The sequence below is a fragment of the Sorangium sp. So ce117 genome (genome assembly GCF_051524395.1).
In the GTDB taxonomy this organism is placed as follows: Bacteria; Myxococcota_A; Polyangia; order Polyangiales; family Polyangiaceae; genus Sorangium; species Sorangium cellulosum_B.
The window spans coordinates 657,943-674,769 of record NZ_CP150309.1 but is presented as its reverse complement, the minus strand read 5'-3'; the positions used below and the strand labels follow the sequence as shown (position 1 = coordinate 674,769).

Below are 16,827 nucleotides of genomic sequence, written 5' to 3'. Positions count from 1 at the left end.
ACGAGGTAGTAGAGGAGGATGCGACCGGATCGCGCCGTGCTGCGCTGGTGGAGGGGAAGAGAGTACCGGCGCCTACTCGACGTGGCCGCGTCCGAGCTTGCCGGCTCGCGCCACGCCGACGCGGAGGCGACATGCGCGCGGGCGCTCCGGATCGCCGAGGAGATCTACGGTGACGGGGACGCCGAGCTGACGGCGCCGCTCTACGCGCTGAGCTCGGCGCGGCTCGCGCAGGGGCGGCTGGACGAGGCGCGCGCGAGCTCCGCGAGGGCGATCGCCATCGCCGAGGCGGCGGCGAGCGCCGATCCGCCGCTGCCGAGGCTGCTCGAGCAGCTGGCCGCCATCCTCGAGCGGCAGGGCGAGCTCGACGACGTCGAGGCGCTGTTCCGCCGGATGCTCGCGGGCTACGAGCGGATGCGCGATCCCGACCCCATCGAGCTGTCGGCGCTGCTGAACCGGCTCGGCCTGCTGCTCGGCAGGCGGGGGGCCCGCGCCGAGGCGGCGCCGCTCTTCCGGCGGGCGATCGCGCTGCGGGAGGGGGCGCTCGGCGCCCGTCACGCGCTCGTCGCGGAGGCGCTCTACAACGCCGCCACGTTCCTGGAGCTGGAAGAGGACCTCCCGACCGCCGAGCGGGAGAGGATGCTCCGGAGGGCGCTCGAGATCGCCGAGGCGGGGGCGGGCGTGGACGGGGCCCTCCTTGCGTCGATCCTGCACAACCTGGCGGCCGCCAGGGAGGCGCTCGGGGACGCGGCCGAGGCGGCGGCGCTGTACGAGCGCGCGCTCTCCGCGCGGGAGGCGCTGGCCGGGGCCGCCCACCCGTCGCTCCGGCCGACGCTGGTCCGGCTCGCGCAGGTCCACCACGCCGCGGGGCGGCCGTCCACGGCGCTGCCGCTGTACGAGCGGGCGCTCGCGCTCGCCGAGGCGGAGCTCGGGGCGGATCACCCGGTGGCCACGGCGATCGGGGCCTGGATGGCCGAGGCGCGGAGCCGGAGCTGACCCTGCCGCTCCCGTCGATCAGCGCTCGGACGACGGATCGCCGCCTTCGCGCCAGCGCTCGACGAGCTCCGGGAGGACGGTCGAGGCCATCTGGAGCAGGTGCGCCATGTGGTGTTCGGGCGTGTTGCCCCGGAACCCGCGGACATGGAGCTCGCCCACGCTCGCCTCGGTGGTCGGGATCATCTGCTTCTCGAGCTTCTTCGAGACGGCGCCCTCGGCCGCGCGCAGCCGCAGGTGCGGGGGCGCGTCCGACGCGGGCGACCGCTCGACGTGGCGCCCTGCCCCGGCGTCGAGCAGGTAGCTGGCCGTGGCGGCGGAGCTGGCGTACGCGATCGGGTCGATCTCCGAGTGCGTGATGGTGAACAGCAGCTTCTCCGAGGCGGCGAGCTGCGCGGCGCGCGCGAACGAGGCGAGCTGCAGCGGGTTGAGCCCGCTCGGCTGCTCCGGGACGAAGCCGCAGTGGATGCCGTCGGTGACGAGGATCGCGTCGAGGGCCTCGGTGCCGCGGCGGAGCTCCAGGATCTTGGCGACCGCGCCGTAGCCCGCGCTCCACGAGGAGAGGGCGACCCGGCGGAGCCGCGGGGTCGGCAGGCCGCGCTGCGCGAGCGCCCGGTCGATGTCCGCGAGCAGGCTCTCGTAGACGCCCGGCGTCGCGTAGAAGTCCTCGTAGGCGCCCGAGCCGATGCCGAGGTTGATGACGGCGACCGCGGCGTTAAGCCCGGCGACCTCGGCGCTCTCGCGGACGAGCTGGGTGTTGCCGTGGAAGTGCAGCAGGAGATCGTAGCTCGACCCGGCGGGCCTGAACGTGTCGGGCGTGAAGAGCACGCCGCCGCGGATCGACGCGTACCCGTCGTGCCGGATCGCGGGCGGCGGCGTCACCGGCGCGGGCGGCGGCGCCGGCGGCTGCAAGCGCGCGAGCCCCTCCGGCGCGACGGCCGCGCTCGCCCCGGCGTCCTCGCGCGAGGAGCGCAGCGCGAGCAGCGACGCGCGGTTGACGGGGGTCATGGCGCGGAAGGCCTCGGCGGAGGCGATCGGCATCCGCGCGGCGATCCCGCGCGCGGCGGCGGCGACGACGACGATCACGGTGGCCGCGGCCAGGACGAACGCCCCGAGGGCGCGCCACACGCGCGCGCGGCGCTCGTCCGGCGAGGGCGCGGACCAGGAGCCGTACGGCCCGGCCCCGGCCATGGGGAAGGGCGGCGTCCCCTGCGGCGCTGGCGGGGCGAAACCGGGAAGGAACGCTTGCTCCTCCGGCGCGGGGGCCATGCCGAGGGGGGGCAGGTCGAGGGGAACACCGCGATCCGCGCAACCCTGGATCACGGTGACGGGCGGCGGCGTGGGCGTCGGCGACAGGTCCGCAGGCGACCCGTCAGCGCGCACGTTTCCCTTCATTTCGATACCCCTCCCTTACAACGGGGATGTAGCGCCGAGCCCTGGTTCGCCAGGCGCTGCGTCTGTTCCGTGAGCGCGCCGCATGGCGGCAGCGCGCTGCGTCTCTGCTCCTGCCGTGAGCCCGGAAGGCGTCGCGGCAGGCGGAGCATCGACCAGTACGGTCTCCAGCTCAAGCGACAACCGTTCCGTACGCGCATATTTAAGCGTGGCCGTAATACCCTGTCCCCTGCTGGAACACGCGTGGGTGAGCCTGTCGGGCCGCAAAGCGAGGGAGCGGGCGGGGTGTGCCCGGGGCTGCGCTGGTGCGCGCGAGCGGGGACGTGAGCACGCCGGCGACGAAACGCGCACTTGCGCCCCTGTCCGGCACCCACCAAGGTGCTCGGCGCTTGCTCTCCCGCGAGGTCCGCTTCCTGCTCGCAGCGACGCTGCTCCATGCCGCCATCCCGCTGCTCGCGCGGATCGCGGGCGCCCCGGGGCCGGTGCTCGAGGCCCGCTCGAGCGGCGCGCGCCGCGAGGTGGAGATCGAGATAGAGCCCATCGCGCCACGCGGGCCGGAGCAGGACGAGGCGCGCACGCCCCCGCCGCGCACGCCGGACGAGGCACGGCCGCGCGAGGAGGAGCCGGTCCTCGGCCGGACGGCGCGCCGCGAGCGGCGGCCGCTCGATCCACAAGCGCCGACGGAGGCGCCGGTCGAGCCGCGGGAGGGTCCCGTGGCGCCTCCGGCCCCCGCGCCGTCGAGCGAGTACGACGGGCCGCCGACCGCCGAGGCGCCGCGCGGGGTCGCCGGCCTCGGGGGGGCGCCGGTGTGGCAGCTGCCCGGCGTTCTGCCGGACCGCGCGCCGCCGGCGCCGGCGCCGACCGCGCCGGCCGCGCCGCGCGAGGTCTCGGCGGACAGGGCGGGCGAGCTGCTGCGCGAGGCGATGCGCGATCGGGACAAGACGCTGGGGCTGGATCTGCCCGCCGCCGGCACGGTCGCGTCCGTGGTGGCGGACGCGGTGCGCAGCGCCGAGACGCCCTCGACGGCGCGCGCGGTGTTCGAGGTGCACCTGAGCGGCGCCGGCGCGGTGCTCGGGGTGCGCGCGCTGTCATCGACGGCCGGAGCGGCGGCGCTCTGGGCGCGGGTGGCGCGCGAGGCGGCTGCGCAGCTGGCCGGGCGCGTGCTCGCGATGACCGCCGCGTTCACCAAGGGGGCGAAGGTCTACGTCACGGTGAGCTCGTCGGTGCAGATGCCGAGCGGCGCCACGTCGGGCGGGATCCACCACCAGGGCGCGGGCTTCGGGTTCGACGTCGCCGACATCGGGGCCCGGCCCCGCCGCCTCGTCCAGTCGAGCTTTCGCGTCGAGGCGATCGACTGAGGCGATCGCAGAGGCGGAGGCGCGCGACGCGCGCGAGCCCGGGCGATCAGCGGCCCCGGCGCGCCTTCCAGCGCCTGGTGCGCGCGGCGCTCGCGGCGAGGCCGATCCAGAGCAGCCCGAGCAGGCTCAGCGCCGCCGGGAAGCCGGTGAGCCAGACGAGCGCCGGCAGCGGCGGGCGCGTCGGACAGGGGCGGCGCGTGTCGAAGCGGCAGGTGTGATGCCGATCGAGCTCCTCCGCGGCGGCGCGGACCTCGGGGACGTCGTCTGGCAGGCCCCGCAGGGCCGCGGAGGCCATCATGTACGCCGCAGACGCGGCGCGATCGTGGGCCGGGTCGGCCGGCACGCGGTCGCGCACGAGCTCGCTCAGCCGGGCGGCGCGCTGCGCCGGCGCCTGCTCGGCCAGCGCTCCGGCGAGGTGCCGAGCGAGCGCCTCGTCGACCTGCAAGGCGCAGGCGACGGCGCGATCTTCCCCAGGCGTGAGGTAGACCGTCTCGCCCGACGCCGTCTGGCGCGGCTCCGTGCCGGACGCCGCGACCGGCTTGCGCAGCGCCACCCGCGCCCCGCGGACGCAGCTCGGGACCCTCGGGAGGGCGCGCAGGTGCACAGCGGCGTAGCGCTGGTACGCGACGCCGGCGATCGCGCCGAGCGAGAGCGCCAGCGCGAGGAGCGCGGCGACCCGGCGCACGCCGAGGCGCGCCCCGGCGCTGGCGCGCTCTCCGGCGGCGCGCGCTGGCGGCGAGGCGCGCTCCTCGCCGGTCTCCGGCGCGGGAGCCGGCTCGCCGGAGGGCTCTCGGGACGACATGGCCGGCGGTATGGACAGCCGCGACGACGCTGTCAATGCGCCGTCACGAGGGGAGCTCCGCGCCGGCGAGGCGCGCCACCTGCGCCCACGCGCGGGCCGCCCCCTCGTGCCCGGTCGCGGCCGCGAGCTGCGCCAGGAACTGCGCGCACGCCTGCTCGCCGTGGAGATCCTCGGCCTCGCGGGCGCGCGCGAGGGCGCTCAGCGCCTCGAGGAGCGCGCCCTCCGTGCGGCCCGCGGCGGCCAGCGCGACGCCGTACGCGAGCAGCGCCCGGGCCCGCTGCGAAGGCGACGCGTCGGCCTCCGCGGCGATCCGGAAGCGCCGGAGCGCCTCCTCCTTCGCGCCGCGCCCGAGCGAGATCAGGCCGGTCATGCGCTCCGCCAGCTCGAGGTGCTCGCCGGTGCGGCGGAGCTCGCCCACGAGCCGCTCGAGCGTGCGGAGGTCGCCCTGGACGAGCGCCTGCTTGGCCAGCTCGGCGAGGCGGACCGCGATGTCGTTCATCGACAGGACGGGCGACTCCGTGGTCTTCGCGAGCGGATCGCCGGAGGCGTCGCCGCACGGAAGAGCGACGTCCGGGGAGGTCGCGTCGGGAAAATCACTAGGCGCCTCGTCCGGTTGCGCCGCGGGCGCGCCGGCCACGTCGCCCGCGCCCTCGCCGCGCTCGCCCTCCGCAGCGAGCGCGGAGCGCGCCGCGCGCTGCGGCTCCGGCGCGTCGCCGACCACCTCGATGGGCGTGCGGTAGGTAGGCGGCTGGCTCGACGAGCTGTCCGGCGCCACGTCCCGGTGATCTCTCGCGGTCTCCTGCTCGTCGGCGAACGCGAGCAGCTCCGCGGCCGCGCCCTCGAGCAGCGCGTCGCCGGCCGCGCGCCCGGCGCGCCCGGCGAGATCGGCCGCGGAGCGCCGATCGCCCGCCTTCGCGGCGTGCCACGCGGCGTCGGCGAGGCCGAGGACGCTGGCGTGATCCTCGACGACCCGCGCCGCGGCCAGGTGCCACGCGGCGCGCTCGCCCGGCGGGACGCCTGCGAGCAGGGCGTCGCGCAGCGTGCGCGAGGAGAGCCGCAGCCAGCCAGGCTCCGGCCGGAAGACCCAGCCGGCGCCGAGCAGCGCCGCCTGGACCGCGGCCACCTTCGGGGCGCCGGTGCCGTCGCACAGCGCGTCGATCGCCGCGTCCGACGCGTCCCCGCCGAGGGTCGCGAGCGCGGTGAGCACCGTGCGCTGGCCGATCGCGAGGAGGCGCAGCCGGCCCTCGATCGAGCGGAGCGCGGGGGGCGCGGCGAGCTCGGCGCCGGTCATCGTGCGCGGGGGCCTGCCCCGCCCGGCGCTGCGCCGGCGCGGCCCGACGCTCCTGCCGATCCAGCGCAGCGCGCCGCTCTCCAGGGCCTCGCAGAGGAGCTCGCGCACGGCCAGCGGGAACGCGGGCGCGCGCGCGGCCCAGCGGCGCGCGCCCGCCTCGTCGATGCAGCCGTCGAGGAGGCGGCGGACGAGATCCTGCGCGCCCGGCGCGGGGAGCGGCCCCAGCGTGACCGTGGCGGCGGGGGTGAGCGCGGTGAGCGGCGCGGGGAGCGGATCCGAGCGCCCGAGCCGGGCGACGGCGCGCGGGCCGCCCGGCGAGAGGGCGAGGGCGATCGCGTCGAGGCTCGCGGCGTCGACCTCGGAGGCGTCGTCGACGGCGAGCAGGCCGACGCGGACGTCCGACGGGGCGAGCCACACGGCGAGCACCTCGGCGGCGATCCTAGGCTCGACGCCCTCGCCGGCGAGGAGCCGGGCGAGCGCGGGCTTCAGCCGATCCGGGAGCACCGGCGCGCGGGCGCGGCCCTTGTCGGCGCGGAGCGCCGCGCGCGCGAGGGCGCGCCGGAGCGCGCCGAACGGCTCGCGCGAGGCCCCGATCGGCGCGACGAAGAGGCTCCGCGACGGCGCGAGCAGCCGCTCCAGCTCGAGGAGCAGCCGCGTGCCGCCGGCGCCGGGCTCGGCCCGGACGATCGCGAGGGAGCCGGGGGGCACGGCGAGCTCGGCGAGCTCGGCGTCGCGGCCGATGAGCGGCGGCTTGCACAGGCGCGCCACGCTCTCGGCGACCTGCCTGCGCAGCGGCTGCTGCGCGTCGAGGCGGAGGCCGCGCACCCGGCGCGCGCCGTCGATGCCGCGGTGGGCGCCGAGGGTCATGAGCTCGCCCGAGATCACGCCGGGGAGCGCTGGATCGAGGAGCACGTCGCCGGGAAGCGCGACGCGGGCGAGCATGACGGCGACGAGCAGCGGCTGCCCCCAGGACAGCGCGGTGAAGCGCCCCGCCTCGCCGACGTAGGTCATCTCGCCCTGCGCGATGCCGACCGCGAAGCGCGCGTCGGGGTGCACCGACGCGTCCTCCGCGGCGAGCGCGGCGAGCAGCACGGCCTCCTCGACGTCGTCGGGGGTGAACTCGAACGAGAAGGTCTGCGCGCTCCAGGCGCACAGGGTGGCGCCGAGCGCCTCGGCGCGCTTCTTCAGCGCGAGCGCCCTCGCGAGGTAGCTCTCCTCGCCGCGCGCGGCGCCGCCGGCGGCGCGCGCGGCGCCCTTCTGGCGCGACGGCGGCGCGGGCGCCCGCGCCGCGCCGCGGCGGCCGGGCCACGGCGCGACCGCGTCCGTGCTGTCTGGCTGCGAGAGGGCCGCAGTACCTCGAAAGGACACGACGATGCGCTCCGGCATTGCGGCGAGTGTAGCGGGGCGCGGAGGGCGCGTGGGCGGTTCTCGGCGCGCGCCGCGGTACGATGGATCCCTTGATGCGATCGTCTCCCCCGCGCGCCGTGAGGCCGGGCTCTCGCCCGGCGCGCGCTGCCGCGCTCGCCGCCGTGCCGCGCGCCGTCGCGCTCGTCGCCATGGCGCTCCCCTCCCCTGCGGCCGCGAACGGCGTCTTTCCCTCGGCGGACCAGATCGTGTTCGACCCGGCGGATCCAGCGCGCGCCGTCGCCCGGATGACGTACGGCCTGCTGACCACGCGAGACGGGGGCGCGAGCTGGCGCTGGATCTGCGAGGGCGCGGTCGGGTACGACGACACGGCCGGCCAATCCCCGCCCATCGCGGCGGCGGCGAGCGGCCGGGTGCTCGCCGCGCTGGCCGACGGGATCGCGGTCGGCGCCGAGGGCGGCTGCGCCTGGGCGCGCGCCGCCGAGCTCGCGGGGCGGGAGGTGATCGATCTCTCGGTCCGGCAGGGCGATCCGTCGTACGTCGTCGCGGTGGCCGCGGGGACCAGGCACGGCCTCTGGGCGTCGCGCGACGGCGGCGCGAGCTGGACCGGCGCGGGGGCGCTGCTCCCGGCGGGCTTTGTGGCCCGGACGGTCGACGTCGCGCCGTCGGATCCGCGGCGGGTCTACGTGAGCGGCCTCGCGAGCGAGGGCGGCTCCGTCAAGGGGGTGCTCGCGCGCTCGGCCGACGGCGGGGAGACGTGGCAGACCGCGGCGGTGCCGGGGAGCACGACGTCGCGCGAGCCTTACATCGCGGGGGTCGATCCGCTCGACGCCGACGTGCTGTACGTGCGGATCGCGAGCGCGCCGGGGCGCCTGTTCGTCTCGACGGACGGCGGGGCGGCGTTCGCGCCGGTGTTCACGACCGAGGGCTTCGTGCGCGCGTTCGCGATCTCGCCGGACGGCGCGACGGTGGCGGTGGGCAGCGACGTCGACGGCGTCTTCCGCGCGCCCTCGTCGACGCTAGCCTTCGAGCGCGTCTCGAGCGTCGCGCCGCGCTGCCTCGCCTGGACGGATTCGGGCCTCTACGCGTGCGCGAGCGAGTTCCTGGACGGCTTCACGATCGGCCGCTCGCTCGACGGCGGCGCGACGTTCGAGCCGCTGCTCCAGCAGAGCTGCATTCGTGGTCCTCTGGAGTGCGCGGCGAGCACCGCGGTCGGAGCGGTCTGCCCGGCGGACTGGCCGAGGATCGCGCTGATGACGGGCCACCGGGACTGCACGCCGGACGCCGGCTCACCCGCGGCCGGCAGCGGCACGAGCGCCGTCGCGACCGGCGCGACCGGCGCGACCGGCGCCGGCGCGGCGGCGAGCGGCGGCGGCCAGACGAGCGCCGCGGGTGTAGGCGGAGCGCCCGACGGACCAGGAGGCGGGGCGCCGCCTCCTGGAGGGGCGCGGCCGGGCGGAGCGGGCTGCAACTGCCGTGGCGGCGGCGCGGAGGAGGGCTGGGCCGGCGCCGTTTCCGCCGCGTGCCTGGCGGCGGCCGCGGCGGCGCGACGGAGGTGGCGATGCGCTGGCGTCATCGTACGAGGGGCGCTCGGCCGAGCCAGGACCACAACGGACAGCCTCGAGGGCCGCCTCTGAGAGATCGCGACGTGCCGGCGCCCCCTCGCGAAGGGGGCACGTCGATCCGGAACCGGGGTCGGACCCCTCATGAGGCCGCTCCGACAGGTGACGAGTCAGGGAGAGATGACGACCCGCTGCGCGGCCATCGCGACGTCGCCGTTCGGGTCCTCCAGGGCAACCTCGATATCGAGCGGTTGCCCCCGGACGGCCTCGACCGGGAGCCCCCGGTCCACCTGAAAGCGCACGCCATCGATCTCGCAGCGGTCCTCCCCGGCCTTGTGCATCGTGACCTGGGCGGTGAAGGGAAGGAGCTCGAACTCCAGCTCGGGGAAGTACCCCTCCACGGTCAGGCGCGAGCCCATCTGCCGGAGGCCGGTCACGCGCAGCGCGAGCCACACGTGATGGCCCCCTTGAGGGCCCGCCTCGATCGGCACCACCTCGCCAGGCTCCAGCGAAGCGAACGCGCTTTCCCCCTGCCCGATCACGACCGCAGGGTCGCCAGAGCCCGGCGTCTTGCACGCATCGCTCGCCGACGCGATCCACAGCGGGTCGTAGTCGGTGAGGGCGGAGGGGGCGATGAAGGGCTCGACGCACGCCCCCGCCGCGCAGGTCGCGCTCGCCGCGCAGGGGGTCGCGCAGCACGCCTCGTCGAGCGAGACGGGCAGGAGCAGACTCCGCCCGCCAGCCGCGCGGGTCGCGCCCCTCCGCGTCACGATGGGAGAGGCCTCGCCGTCGCGGAACGCCGCGATGGACAGCTCGATCTCCGCGCCGTCGGGCGCTGGCCCGACCACGAGCTCGGCCGGGAGCGACAGCTCTCCCCCGCCATACGAGAGACGCTCGGTGCCCGTGACGACGCCATCCACCTTCGTGGTCGTCTCGATGTGATCGAACTGGAAGCCGACCGCCATATCCGTGGTGAGGCCGATCACCACGAGCGCGTCAGCCGCCTCGCCCGCACAGCCCGTGGAGCACAGGAGGAGCAGCGCGAACAGCGCCTCGTGGGTCGGCCGCACGCTCACCTGGACGCTCAGCCCGACGTACGCGATGAGCGCTTGCGGCGCCGCGCCAGCCAGCCTGCCGCGGCGGCGAGCACCGCGAGCGGCGCGGTGAGGGAGGCCTTACTCGCAGGCCTGGCGGCGCACATGCCGGCTGCGAGGTTCCCGTCGATGCCGTCTGGACCGATGGTGACCTCCGCCTCGGCCTTCACGCTGACGCCCTGCGCGAGCAGCGCGTTCACGCACGCCGGGATCTGCGATCCGGAGATGATGAACTTCCCATCGCAGAAGAGCGCGCCGTCGCCGCTGCAGGAAGCGTCGCAGTTCGCGCGGAACTCGTGCTCGCAGTCCTCGAATTCCTCGTTCTGACACGTGGTCTGGCAGTCCATGTTCGCGTCGGCCGTGCACGAGCCTCCGCAGCACTCGATGCAGTGCTGGTAGCAGCCGCCATCCACCGTCACGCACTTGGCGCCGCACTCGCTGTCGCAGTTCGCGTCCCACGTCGCGGCGCACTGGGCGGCGTCGACGGCGCCACGACACTCGTCGTCCCGCGTGGTGGTGCACTCGACGAAGCAGTTGTGGGAGCAGATGACATTGATGCCCCTGTCGCAGTCCGCGCTGCACTGCTCGGTGCAGCTGTCCGTGCAGCCCGCCTCCGCCGAGAGGGTGCACTCCGTCTTGCAGACTTGCACGAGCTTCGTGGCGCACGCGGTCTTGTAGATCCCGAGCTCGCTGCAGCCCGCGGTGCACTCGCCCGTGACGCGCACTTCGCAGTTCGACAGGCCCTCGAAGCGGATGTTGCCGCACTCCGGGACACCCGCGCTCGCCGGGAGAGCGGCCGTGAGACCGACGGTGATGCTCGCCAGCCCGAACCACATGGATCTTCGCATAGGTGCACTCTCCTCCTCGACGGCCGGGAAAATTCGATCCTACACAAGGCGATCGCCGCGAGGAAGCGACATCGCCGCGGCGCACGTTCGCGGCGCACGGGACGCGTTGTTGTGTACGCATGCACGCGTACACGCGTAGCGCATGTGGAGACGTGGAGACGTCGAGACGCGTGTTGAGGGGGATCGACGTGAATGGGGGTCACGGGCGCGGCGCGCTGGAGTCACCTGGCGCGCGTCGCCGTCACCTGGCGCGCGGCGCGCGGGGCTCAATCGGCGGGCCAGGGGTTCGGCGGATCCGCCGGCGTGTAGGGCTGCACGTTCGCCTCCGCCGTGATGAGGTTCTCGATGAACAGATCGACGTAGCGCAGGTCGTCCTCGACGTCGGGGTCCGGATGATCCGCGAGCCACGCCTCGACGTTCGGCCGCAGCGCCTCGAGCGTGCGCCGCGCGGTGCGGGGGTCGGCGTCCGCGGCGAGCTGGGCGGCGAGCTTGAACCCGGCGAAGAGGTTCAACATCACGAAGCCCTTCTCGACGGTGTCGCCGGAGAAATAGCCGGCCTCCGGCGGCGCGTCGGGCGCGCTCGGCGCCTCGATGTCGACCGCCTGCGCGTGCGCCTCGCCCGTCAGCGGGTGCCGCCACGACAGCGCGAGGCTGCCCACGGCGCGCGGGTCCTCGACGCCTTGCTGATCGGGCTTCGGCACGAGCTCGAGCAGGATGGCGCCTCCGCCGCCGCGCCGGCCGGAGCCGACGGGCTCCGCGGCGCTCGTCCGGCCGGCGAGGAAGAGGCTCGGGATGTGCACGGCGCCGCCGCGCTCGCCGCCTTGCCAGCCGTTCGTGCCGTACGCGCCGCGCACGACGTAACCGTCGCCCACGGCGACGTCGAGCTCCACGTCGAGCGCCAGCGGCACGAGGAACGTCTTCACCTCCTCGGCGAAGACCTCCTCCACCGCCTTCGGGTCCTCGAGGAAGTAGAAGTTGCCCGCGCCGACCTCGCTGATCCCGCGCATCGCGTCGACGTCGAACTCGGCCCCGACGCCGATGGCCGTGAGGCCGATCCCCTTCTCCGCGTACCCGGCCGCGAGCGACACGAGCCGCTGAGGCGAGGTGAGCCCGGCCGTGGCCACGCCGTCGGACAGGAAGATCACGCGGTTCTGCCAGGCCGGATCGAGGTGCTGCTCGGCGAGCGCATACGCGGTGAAGAGCCCCTCGTACAGGTTGGTCGACCCCCGCGCGGTCAGGCCCTCGAACGCCTCCGTGAGCGCCTCCCTGTCCGAGCCCTCCGCCTGATCGAGGACGACCTCGGCCGCGTCCGCGTAGCGGACGAGCGAGATCCGGTCGGTCGGCTCGAGGGCGTCGATCATCTCGACGAGCCCCGCCCTGACGTAGGCGATCGGGTCGCCTTCCATCGAGCCGCTCGTGTCGACGGCGATGACGAGGTGCAGCGGCGGCCGCTCGAGCGCGCCGAGATCCACGGGCGAGTTCATCCCGATCTGGATGAGCGTGCAGGGCGAGCCGCTGATCATGTTGCCCATGATCCCGAGCAGCCCGTGCATGCACACGTCCTCGCCGCAGGTCGCGGCCGGGTAATCGAGCTTGTGCTCGGCGAAGAAGCCGACGTCGTCGAGCGTGTCCGGCCCGGGGATCTCGCCGTCCTCGAGGATCTGCCGGAACAGGCCGAAATCCTGCGCGCCCCCCTGGGAGACGCCCACGCTGCCCGGGGGATCCGTGGGCGCGGCGACGCTGCCCCGAGCGTCACCGGAATCGGCGCAGCCGGCCGCGCCGAGCGCGGCGGCGGCGCCGAGCGCGAGGACATCATGGATTCGGAGCTTCATGGCGTGACCTCCTACGGCGCCGCGGTGGCGGCGACCAAGACCGACTCGAGCAGGCGGGGTTGATCGATGGGAGCGGTGAAGCACTCCGCGTCGCGCACGGGCATGTCGTCGGCGCGCACGAGGAAGAGCGCGCCGGCGCCCTCGGCGAGCTCCGCGCTCTCGCCGGGCCGCAGCGAGACGACCCCGGAGACGCCCTCGCCGAGGAGCGACGCCTCGAGCGGCGCGACGAGGCTTCCGCAGGCATCGTGGAACGCGTCGCAGCCCGGGAGCGGCGAGAGATCGGCCGAGAAATCGGCGGCCGGCTGCCGGCCGACCATCGACCAGCGGGCGAGCACGTTGCCTCGCAGCGCGAGCACGGCGTGCGTCGCGCTCTCGATGTGGATGCCGCGCGCGAAGGCGAGCTGGTCCCGCAGGAGCTCCGGGTACCTGCCGCCGTCGATCGCGACGGAGCTCACGCGGAGGACGTCGCCTTCGCTGAACGGGATCGCCTCGGCGGGAGCGCAGAGGAAGAACGTCTCACCGCGCTCGAGCGTGAGGGCATGGCAGCCGTCCGGAGACGACGTCACGCCGGTGAGGACCCCTGCCCCGGGGACGGGGATGGTCCAGTCGAGCCCGCTCCCCGCGGCGTACACGCCGCACGCGCTCACGGGCGAAGGCGTCTCGAGGGGCGGCGCCGGGAACACCGCCGGGTGCTCGGCGAGCTCGAGCCTGGCCCCGGCGCGCTGCAGCGCGATCATCCGATCCGGCTGCGGGTTCTCCGTCGACGTGACGAGCAGCTGCTCCGGAAGCTCCGCGGCGGACCACGCGAGGAGCGTGAGCGGCAGCCCGTCGGCGTCGATCAGGTAGGCATCGCACCCCGCGTTGCCCAGCGGGAGCGCGCGGCCCGGCGCGATGAGCCAGGTCTCGGCGTTCGCGAACAGATCGCGCGAGAGTGCGCTCGTCGGGTCGTCGAGCACGACGCCGCAGTCGACCCGCACCGACTCCCGGAGGCGCCGGACGCGGATGAGCTGCTCGGTCCCGGTCGTGTTGCCGATCACGAGCGACGCGAGCTCCTGCGGCTGCGGCGGTACGCACCCCTCGGCCTCGCCGCACGGAGGCGCGTCGTAGCTCGTGGCCACGCAGGACAGGCTGCCCGCCATCAGCGCCAGGCGGTGGGCGACCGCGCGCGCGGGCGCCGGCCGCGCCATCGCCTCGCCGAGCACGCGGTACGAGGCGAGGAGGACCGGCAGCGCGATGAGGTCCGTCGGGTCGACGGTGATCCGCCACGGGAGCGGCGTGAGCGCCATGAGCCCCTCGACCGCGCGGGCGGCCTCCGGAGCGAGCTTGATGGCCGAGAAGACGACGCCGATGACGACGTGCGCGCCGAGGAATCCACGGCGCGAGGTCACGCGGAGCAGCGAGGCGAGGACCGCGGGCGCGACAAGGAGCCCCGCGAAGTCGCTGAGCTTCCCGGTCAACCAGCCAGGGAATAGGCCGGAGCCCTTGAGGGCGTGATCGTTGAGGACGAGGAGCGCCAGGGCTCCTAACCATAAGGGGTGAAGGAGCATTCGAGTTGAGCGCAGATCTCGAGCCATCGGGAGCTCTCCTTCCGTGCGATCAGAGGCCATCGCGGGCGGCTGAGCAAGCGAGCGGGGCGCTCGCCGAGGTCCGGCCCCAAGCAAGCGCCATACCCTGAACAAACAAACATCAATTCAACCAATTACAAAGCAACGCGGCCGCGCGCCCCTGACGCCGGTGTCAGGCGTCAGGGCTGCGGCGGGCCCTGGTTCGCGTGTCCGCGGCGCCCGAGCGCGCGGCCGCTCCCGAGCGCCGGATCGACCGGCGGAGCATCGCCCGCCGACGAGGGGGCGTGATGGCGGTGCTCGAAGGGCGGAGGGTGCATGACGGCGCGCCGGACGAGCGTCCGGAGGGGTGATCCGCGCCCTGCGTCAGGGCTTGAGGACGACCTTGACGCAGTCGTCGAGCTTCTTGTTGAAGATCTCGTAGCCGTGCGGGGCGCGCGAGAGCGGCAGGCGGTGGGTGATGATGTCGTCCGCCCGGAGGTGACCGTCCTCGATGTGCTTGAGGATCCGGTCGATGAAGTTGTGCGCCGGCGCCTGGCCGGCCTGGAGCCTCAGGCCCTTGTCGAAGACCTGGCCCAGCGGGAAGTTGTCGTAGGACACGCCGTAGACCCCCACGACCGGCACGACCCCGCCACGGCGCACGGCGCTCAGGGCGAGCCGGAGGGCCGATATCGTCCCGACCTGGCCGTGAAGGGCGCTGGAGGCCTTCTCGAGGAGGCCGCGGTGCGCTTCCATCCCGACCGCGTCGACGCACACGTCCGCGCCGCGCCCGCCCGTCATCGCGCGGATCGCCTCGACGGCGTCGACCTTGTCTGCGTTGACGGTCTCGGCCTTGGCGACCTCGCGGGCGGTCTTCAGGCGGTACTCTTCCCGATCGACGCCGATGACGCGCGCAGCGCCGCGGAGCCAGGCGCACTTCATGGTCGCGAGGCCGACAGGCCCGCATCCGAACACGGCGACCGTCTCTCCACCCTTGAGCTCGGCCCACTCGATCGCCGTCCACCCGGTGGGGAGGATGTCGGTCGTGAAGAGGACCTGCTCGTCGGTGAGGCGCTCAGGCACCCTCCGTGGCCCGAAGTCGGCGTAAGGGACGCGCACGTACTCGGCCTGACCTCCGTTGTAACCGCCGTAGAGGTCCGTGTACCCGAAGAGGGCGCCGCCCTTGCCCTCGAGCGTGCCGCCCTCGGGGCCGTAGTGCTTGGGATTGGAGCTCTCGCAATGGCCGGGCAGCTCCGCATGACAGAAGAAGCAACGCCCGCACGCGATGGGGAACGGGACAACGACCCTGTCGCCCTTCCGCAGCTTCGTGACCTGCGGGCCGATCTCCTCGACGACGCCCATGAACTCATGGCCGAGCACCATGGGCTTCGCCTGGGGGAAGAAGCCATTGTAGATGTGCAGATCCGAGCCGCAGATCGCGGTCGCCGTGACGCGCACGATGACGTCGGTGGGCTCTTCGATCCGGGGATCCGGGACGTCCTCGACGCGGACGTCCGAAGGTTTGTGGAAAACCAGGGCCTTCACGGTGCCTCCTTTCGGGTGACACATCGGTACGGGCGCTCGGCGGCTCTACCGGCCGGGCCGGCGCACGACAGCTGAACCACAGCGCTGGCTCGCATAAAGCGAGCCACGGAGCAGCGGCGCGCCCGCTGACGGGAGCCCTGTCGGCCACGACGAACGCGAGTGGGGTGCCCTGCCCCACCGTGGCGGTCTGTCTCGACGCCGGGGAGCGACCGCGACGACCACGGGCCGAGCGCGGCCGGCGCCCCCGCCGAGCGCGGGCCGCCGCTCCTCCGCGACCCCGCTGGCACCCCCGCCCGCGCCGAGGTCTACTCCCCTCCGATGCTCCCCTCGTCCCCCGAGCCGCTCCTCGGCGCGAGCTTCGTCCGCGAGCTCGAGGTGCTCCAGCGGCGGCTCGAGATCCGCGCCCGCTCCGGCGGCGCCGGCGAGCACCTCGCGCGGCGCCGCGGCGGCTCGGCCGAGTTCAAGGAGCACCGGGCGTACGCGCCCGGCGACGACATGCGGCGCATCGACTGGGCCGCGTACGCCCGCACCGGGGAGCCGGTGCTCAAGCTGTTCCGCGCCGAGGAGGACGTCATCGCCCGCATCGTGTGCGACGCGTCGGCGTCCCTCGACTTCGGGGAGCCCACGAAGCTCGAGGCGGCCCGCCGGCTCGCGGCGGCGATCGGGTACATGTCGCTCGCGCGCTCCGAGCGCGCGCAGCTCTTCGTGGCGGGCGACGGCATCGCCCGCGAGCACGCGCCGGTGCGCGGGCGCGCGGGGCTCGCCGCGCTCCTCCGCGCCCTCGACGGCGTGAGGGCCTCCGGCGGGACGCACCTCGCGCGCGCCATCGACGCCGTCGTGCGGCAGAGCGCGCGGCCAGGCCTCCTCTGCGTCGTCTCCGACTTCTTCGATCCCGGCCCGGTCACCGCCGCGCTCGGGCGCGCGGCGCAGGCCGGCCACGACGTCGCGGCCCTCCAGGTCGTCGCCGCCGACGAGATCGAGCCGAGCTTCGAGGGCGACCTGACGCTCGAGGACGCCGAGACCGGGGCGCTCGTCGACGTGACGCTGGACGCCGCGGCCCTCGCCGCCTACGCGGCCCGCTTCGCCGGTCTGTGTGAGGCGCTGCGCGCGTTCGCCCGCCGCCACGGGGCGACGTACGTGCGAGCGCGGAGCGACGAGCCGCTCGAGGGCGCCGTCCGCCGCTTCGTCGCGAGGAGCGTCGACTGAC

General features: G+C 75.0%; 12 protein-coding genes. 4 read left to right on the top strand and 8 right to left on the bottom strand.

Annotated elements, in window-relative coordinates; all coding sequences use genetic code 11:
- Positions 1–18 precede the first annotated feature (18 nt).
- Positions 19–993 (top strand): tetratricopeptide repeat protein, encoded by a 975-nt coding sequence (locus WMF46_RS02580; RefSeq protein ID WP_437984135.1) that lies wholly within the window; start codon positions 19–21, stop codon positions 991–993.
- Between the two features lie 18 nt (positions 994–1,011).
- Here the strand turns inward: WMF46_RS02580 and WMF46_RS02575 are convergent, their stop codons facing one another.
- Positions 1,012–2,385, bottom strand: coding sequence for a hypothetical protein (locus tag WMF46_RS02575; RefSeq protein ID WP_437984134.1), 1,374 nt, complete (start codon positions 2,383–2,385; stop codon positions 1,012–1,014).
- A 386-nt stretch (positions 2,386–2,771) separates the two neighbouring features.
- Here WMF46_RS02575 and WMF46_RS02570 point away from each other — a divergent pair, with 386 nt between their 5' ends.
- Complete coding sequence (locus tag WMF46_RS02570) at positions 2,772–3,740, top strand: hypothetical protein (protein WP_437984133.1); 969 nt, start codon at positions 2,772–2,774, stop codon at positions 3,738–3,740.
- 46 nt (positions 3,741–3,786) lie between these two features.
- Here WMF46_RS02570 and WMF46_RS02565 read toward each other — a convergent pair whose 3' ends face one another.
- Both WMF46_RS02565 and WMF46_RS02560 read right to left on the bottom strand, forming a co-directional pair.
- A complete protein-coding gene (locus WMF46_RS02565; RefSeq protein ID WP_437984132.1) occupies positions 3,787–4,542 on the bottom strand; it encodes a hypothetical protein in 756 nt (251 codons plus the stop codon).
- Positions 4,543–4,585: 43 nt separating this feature from the next.
- On the bottom strand, positions 4,586–7,219 hold the full coding sequence (locus tag WMF46_RS02560; protein WP_437984131.1) for a hypothetical protein: 2,634 nt from the start codon (positions 7,217–7,219) through the stop codon (positions 4,586–4,588).
- Between the two features lie 74 nt (positions 7,220–7,293).
- Between WMF46_RS02560 and WMF46_RS02555 the strand changes: the two genes are divergently transcribed.
- Positions 7,294–8,835, top strand: coding sequence for a WD40/YVTN/BNR-like repeat-containing protein (locus WMF46_RS02555; protein WP_437984130.1), 1,542 nt, complete (start codon positions 7,294–7,296; stop codon positions 8,833–8,835).
- A 95-nt stretch (positions 8,836–8,930) separates the two neighbouring features.
- On the opposite strand, the gene WMF46_RS02550 is transcribed toward WMF46_RS02555, so the two are convergent.
- The 5 genes from WMF46_RS02550 to WMF46_RS02530 all read right to left on the bottom strand — a co-directional run bounded on the left by WMF46_RS02550 (position 8,931) and on the right by WMF46_RS02530 (position 15,620).
- Entirely contained in the window at positions 8,931–9,836 is a 906-nt protein-coding gene (locus WMF46_RS02550) for a hypothetical protein (protein ID WP_437984129.1), read from the bottom strand.
- Positions 9,837–9,844: 8 nt separating this feature from the next.
- The gene (locus WMF46_RS02545) at positions 9,845–10,702 is read right to left on the bottom strand and encodes a hypothetical protein (RefSeq protein ID WP_437984128.1); all 858 of its coding nucleotides are present in this window, start codon (positions 10,700–10,702) and stop codon (positions 9,845–9,847) included.
- A 266-nt stretch (positions 10,703–10,968) separates the two neighbouring features.
- Positions 10,969–12,534, bottom strand: coding sequence for a vWA domain-containing protein (locus WMF46_RS02540; RefSeq protein ID WP_437984127.1), 1,566 nt, complete (start codon positions 12,532–12,534; stop codon positions 10,969–10,971).
- 11 nt (positions 12,535–12,545) lie between these two features.
- A complete protein-coding gene (locus WMF46_RS02535; protein WP_437984126.1) occupies positions 12,546–14,108 on the bottom strand; it encodes a hypothetical protein in 1,563 nt (520 codons plus the stop codon).
- 354 nt (positions 14,109–14,462) lie between these two features.
- A complete protein-coding gene (locus WMF46_RS02530) occupies positions 14,463–15,620 on the bottom strand; it encodes a zinc-dependent alcohol dehydrogenase (protein WP_437984125.1) in 1,158 nt (385 codons plus the stop codon).
- 159 nt (positions 15,621–15,779) lie between these two features.
- On the opposite strand from WMF46_RS02530, the gene WMF46_RS02525 reads away from it, so the two are divergent.
- The gene (locus tag WMF46_RS02525; protein ID WP_437984124.1) at positions 15,780–16,826 is read left to right on the top strand and encodes a DUF58 domain-containing protein; all 1,047 of its coding nucleotides are present in this window, start codon (positions 15,780–15,782) and stop codon (positions 16,824–16,826) included.
- The last annotated feature ends 1 nt before the right edge of the window (position 16,827 follow it).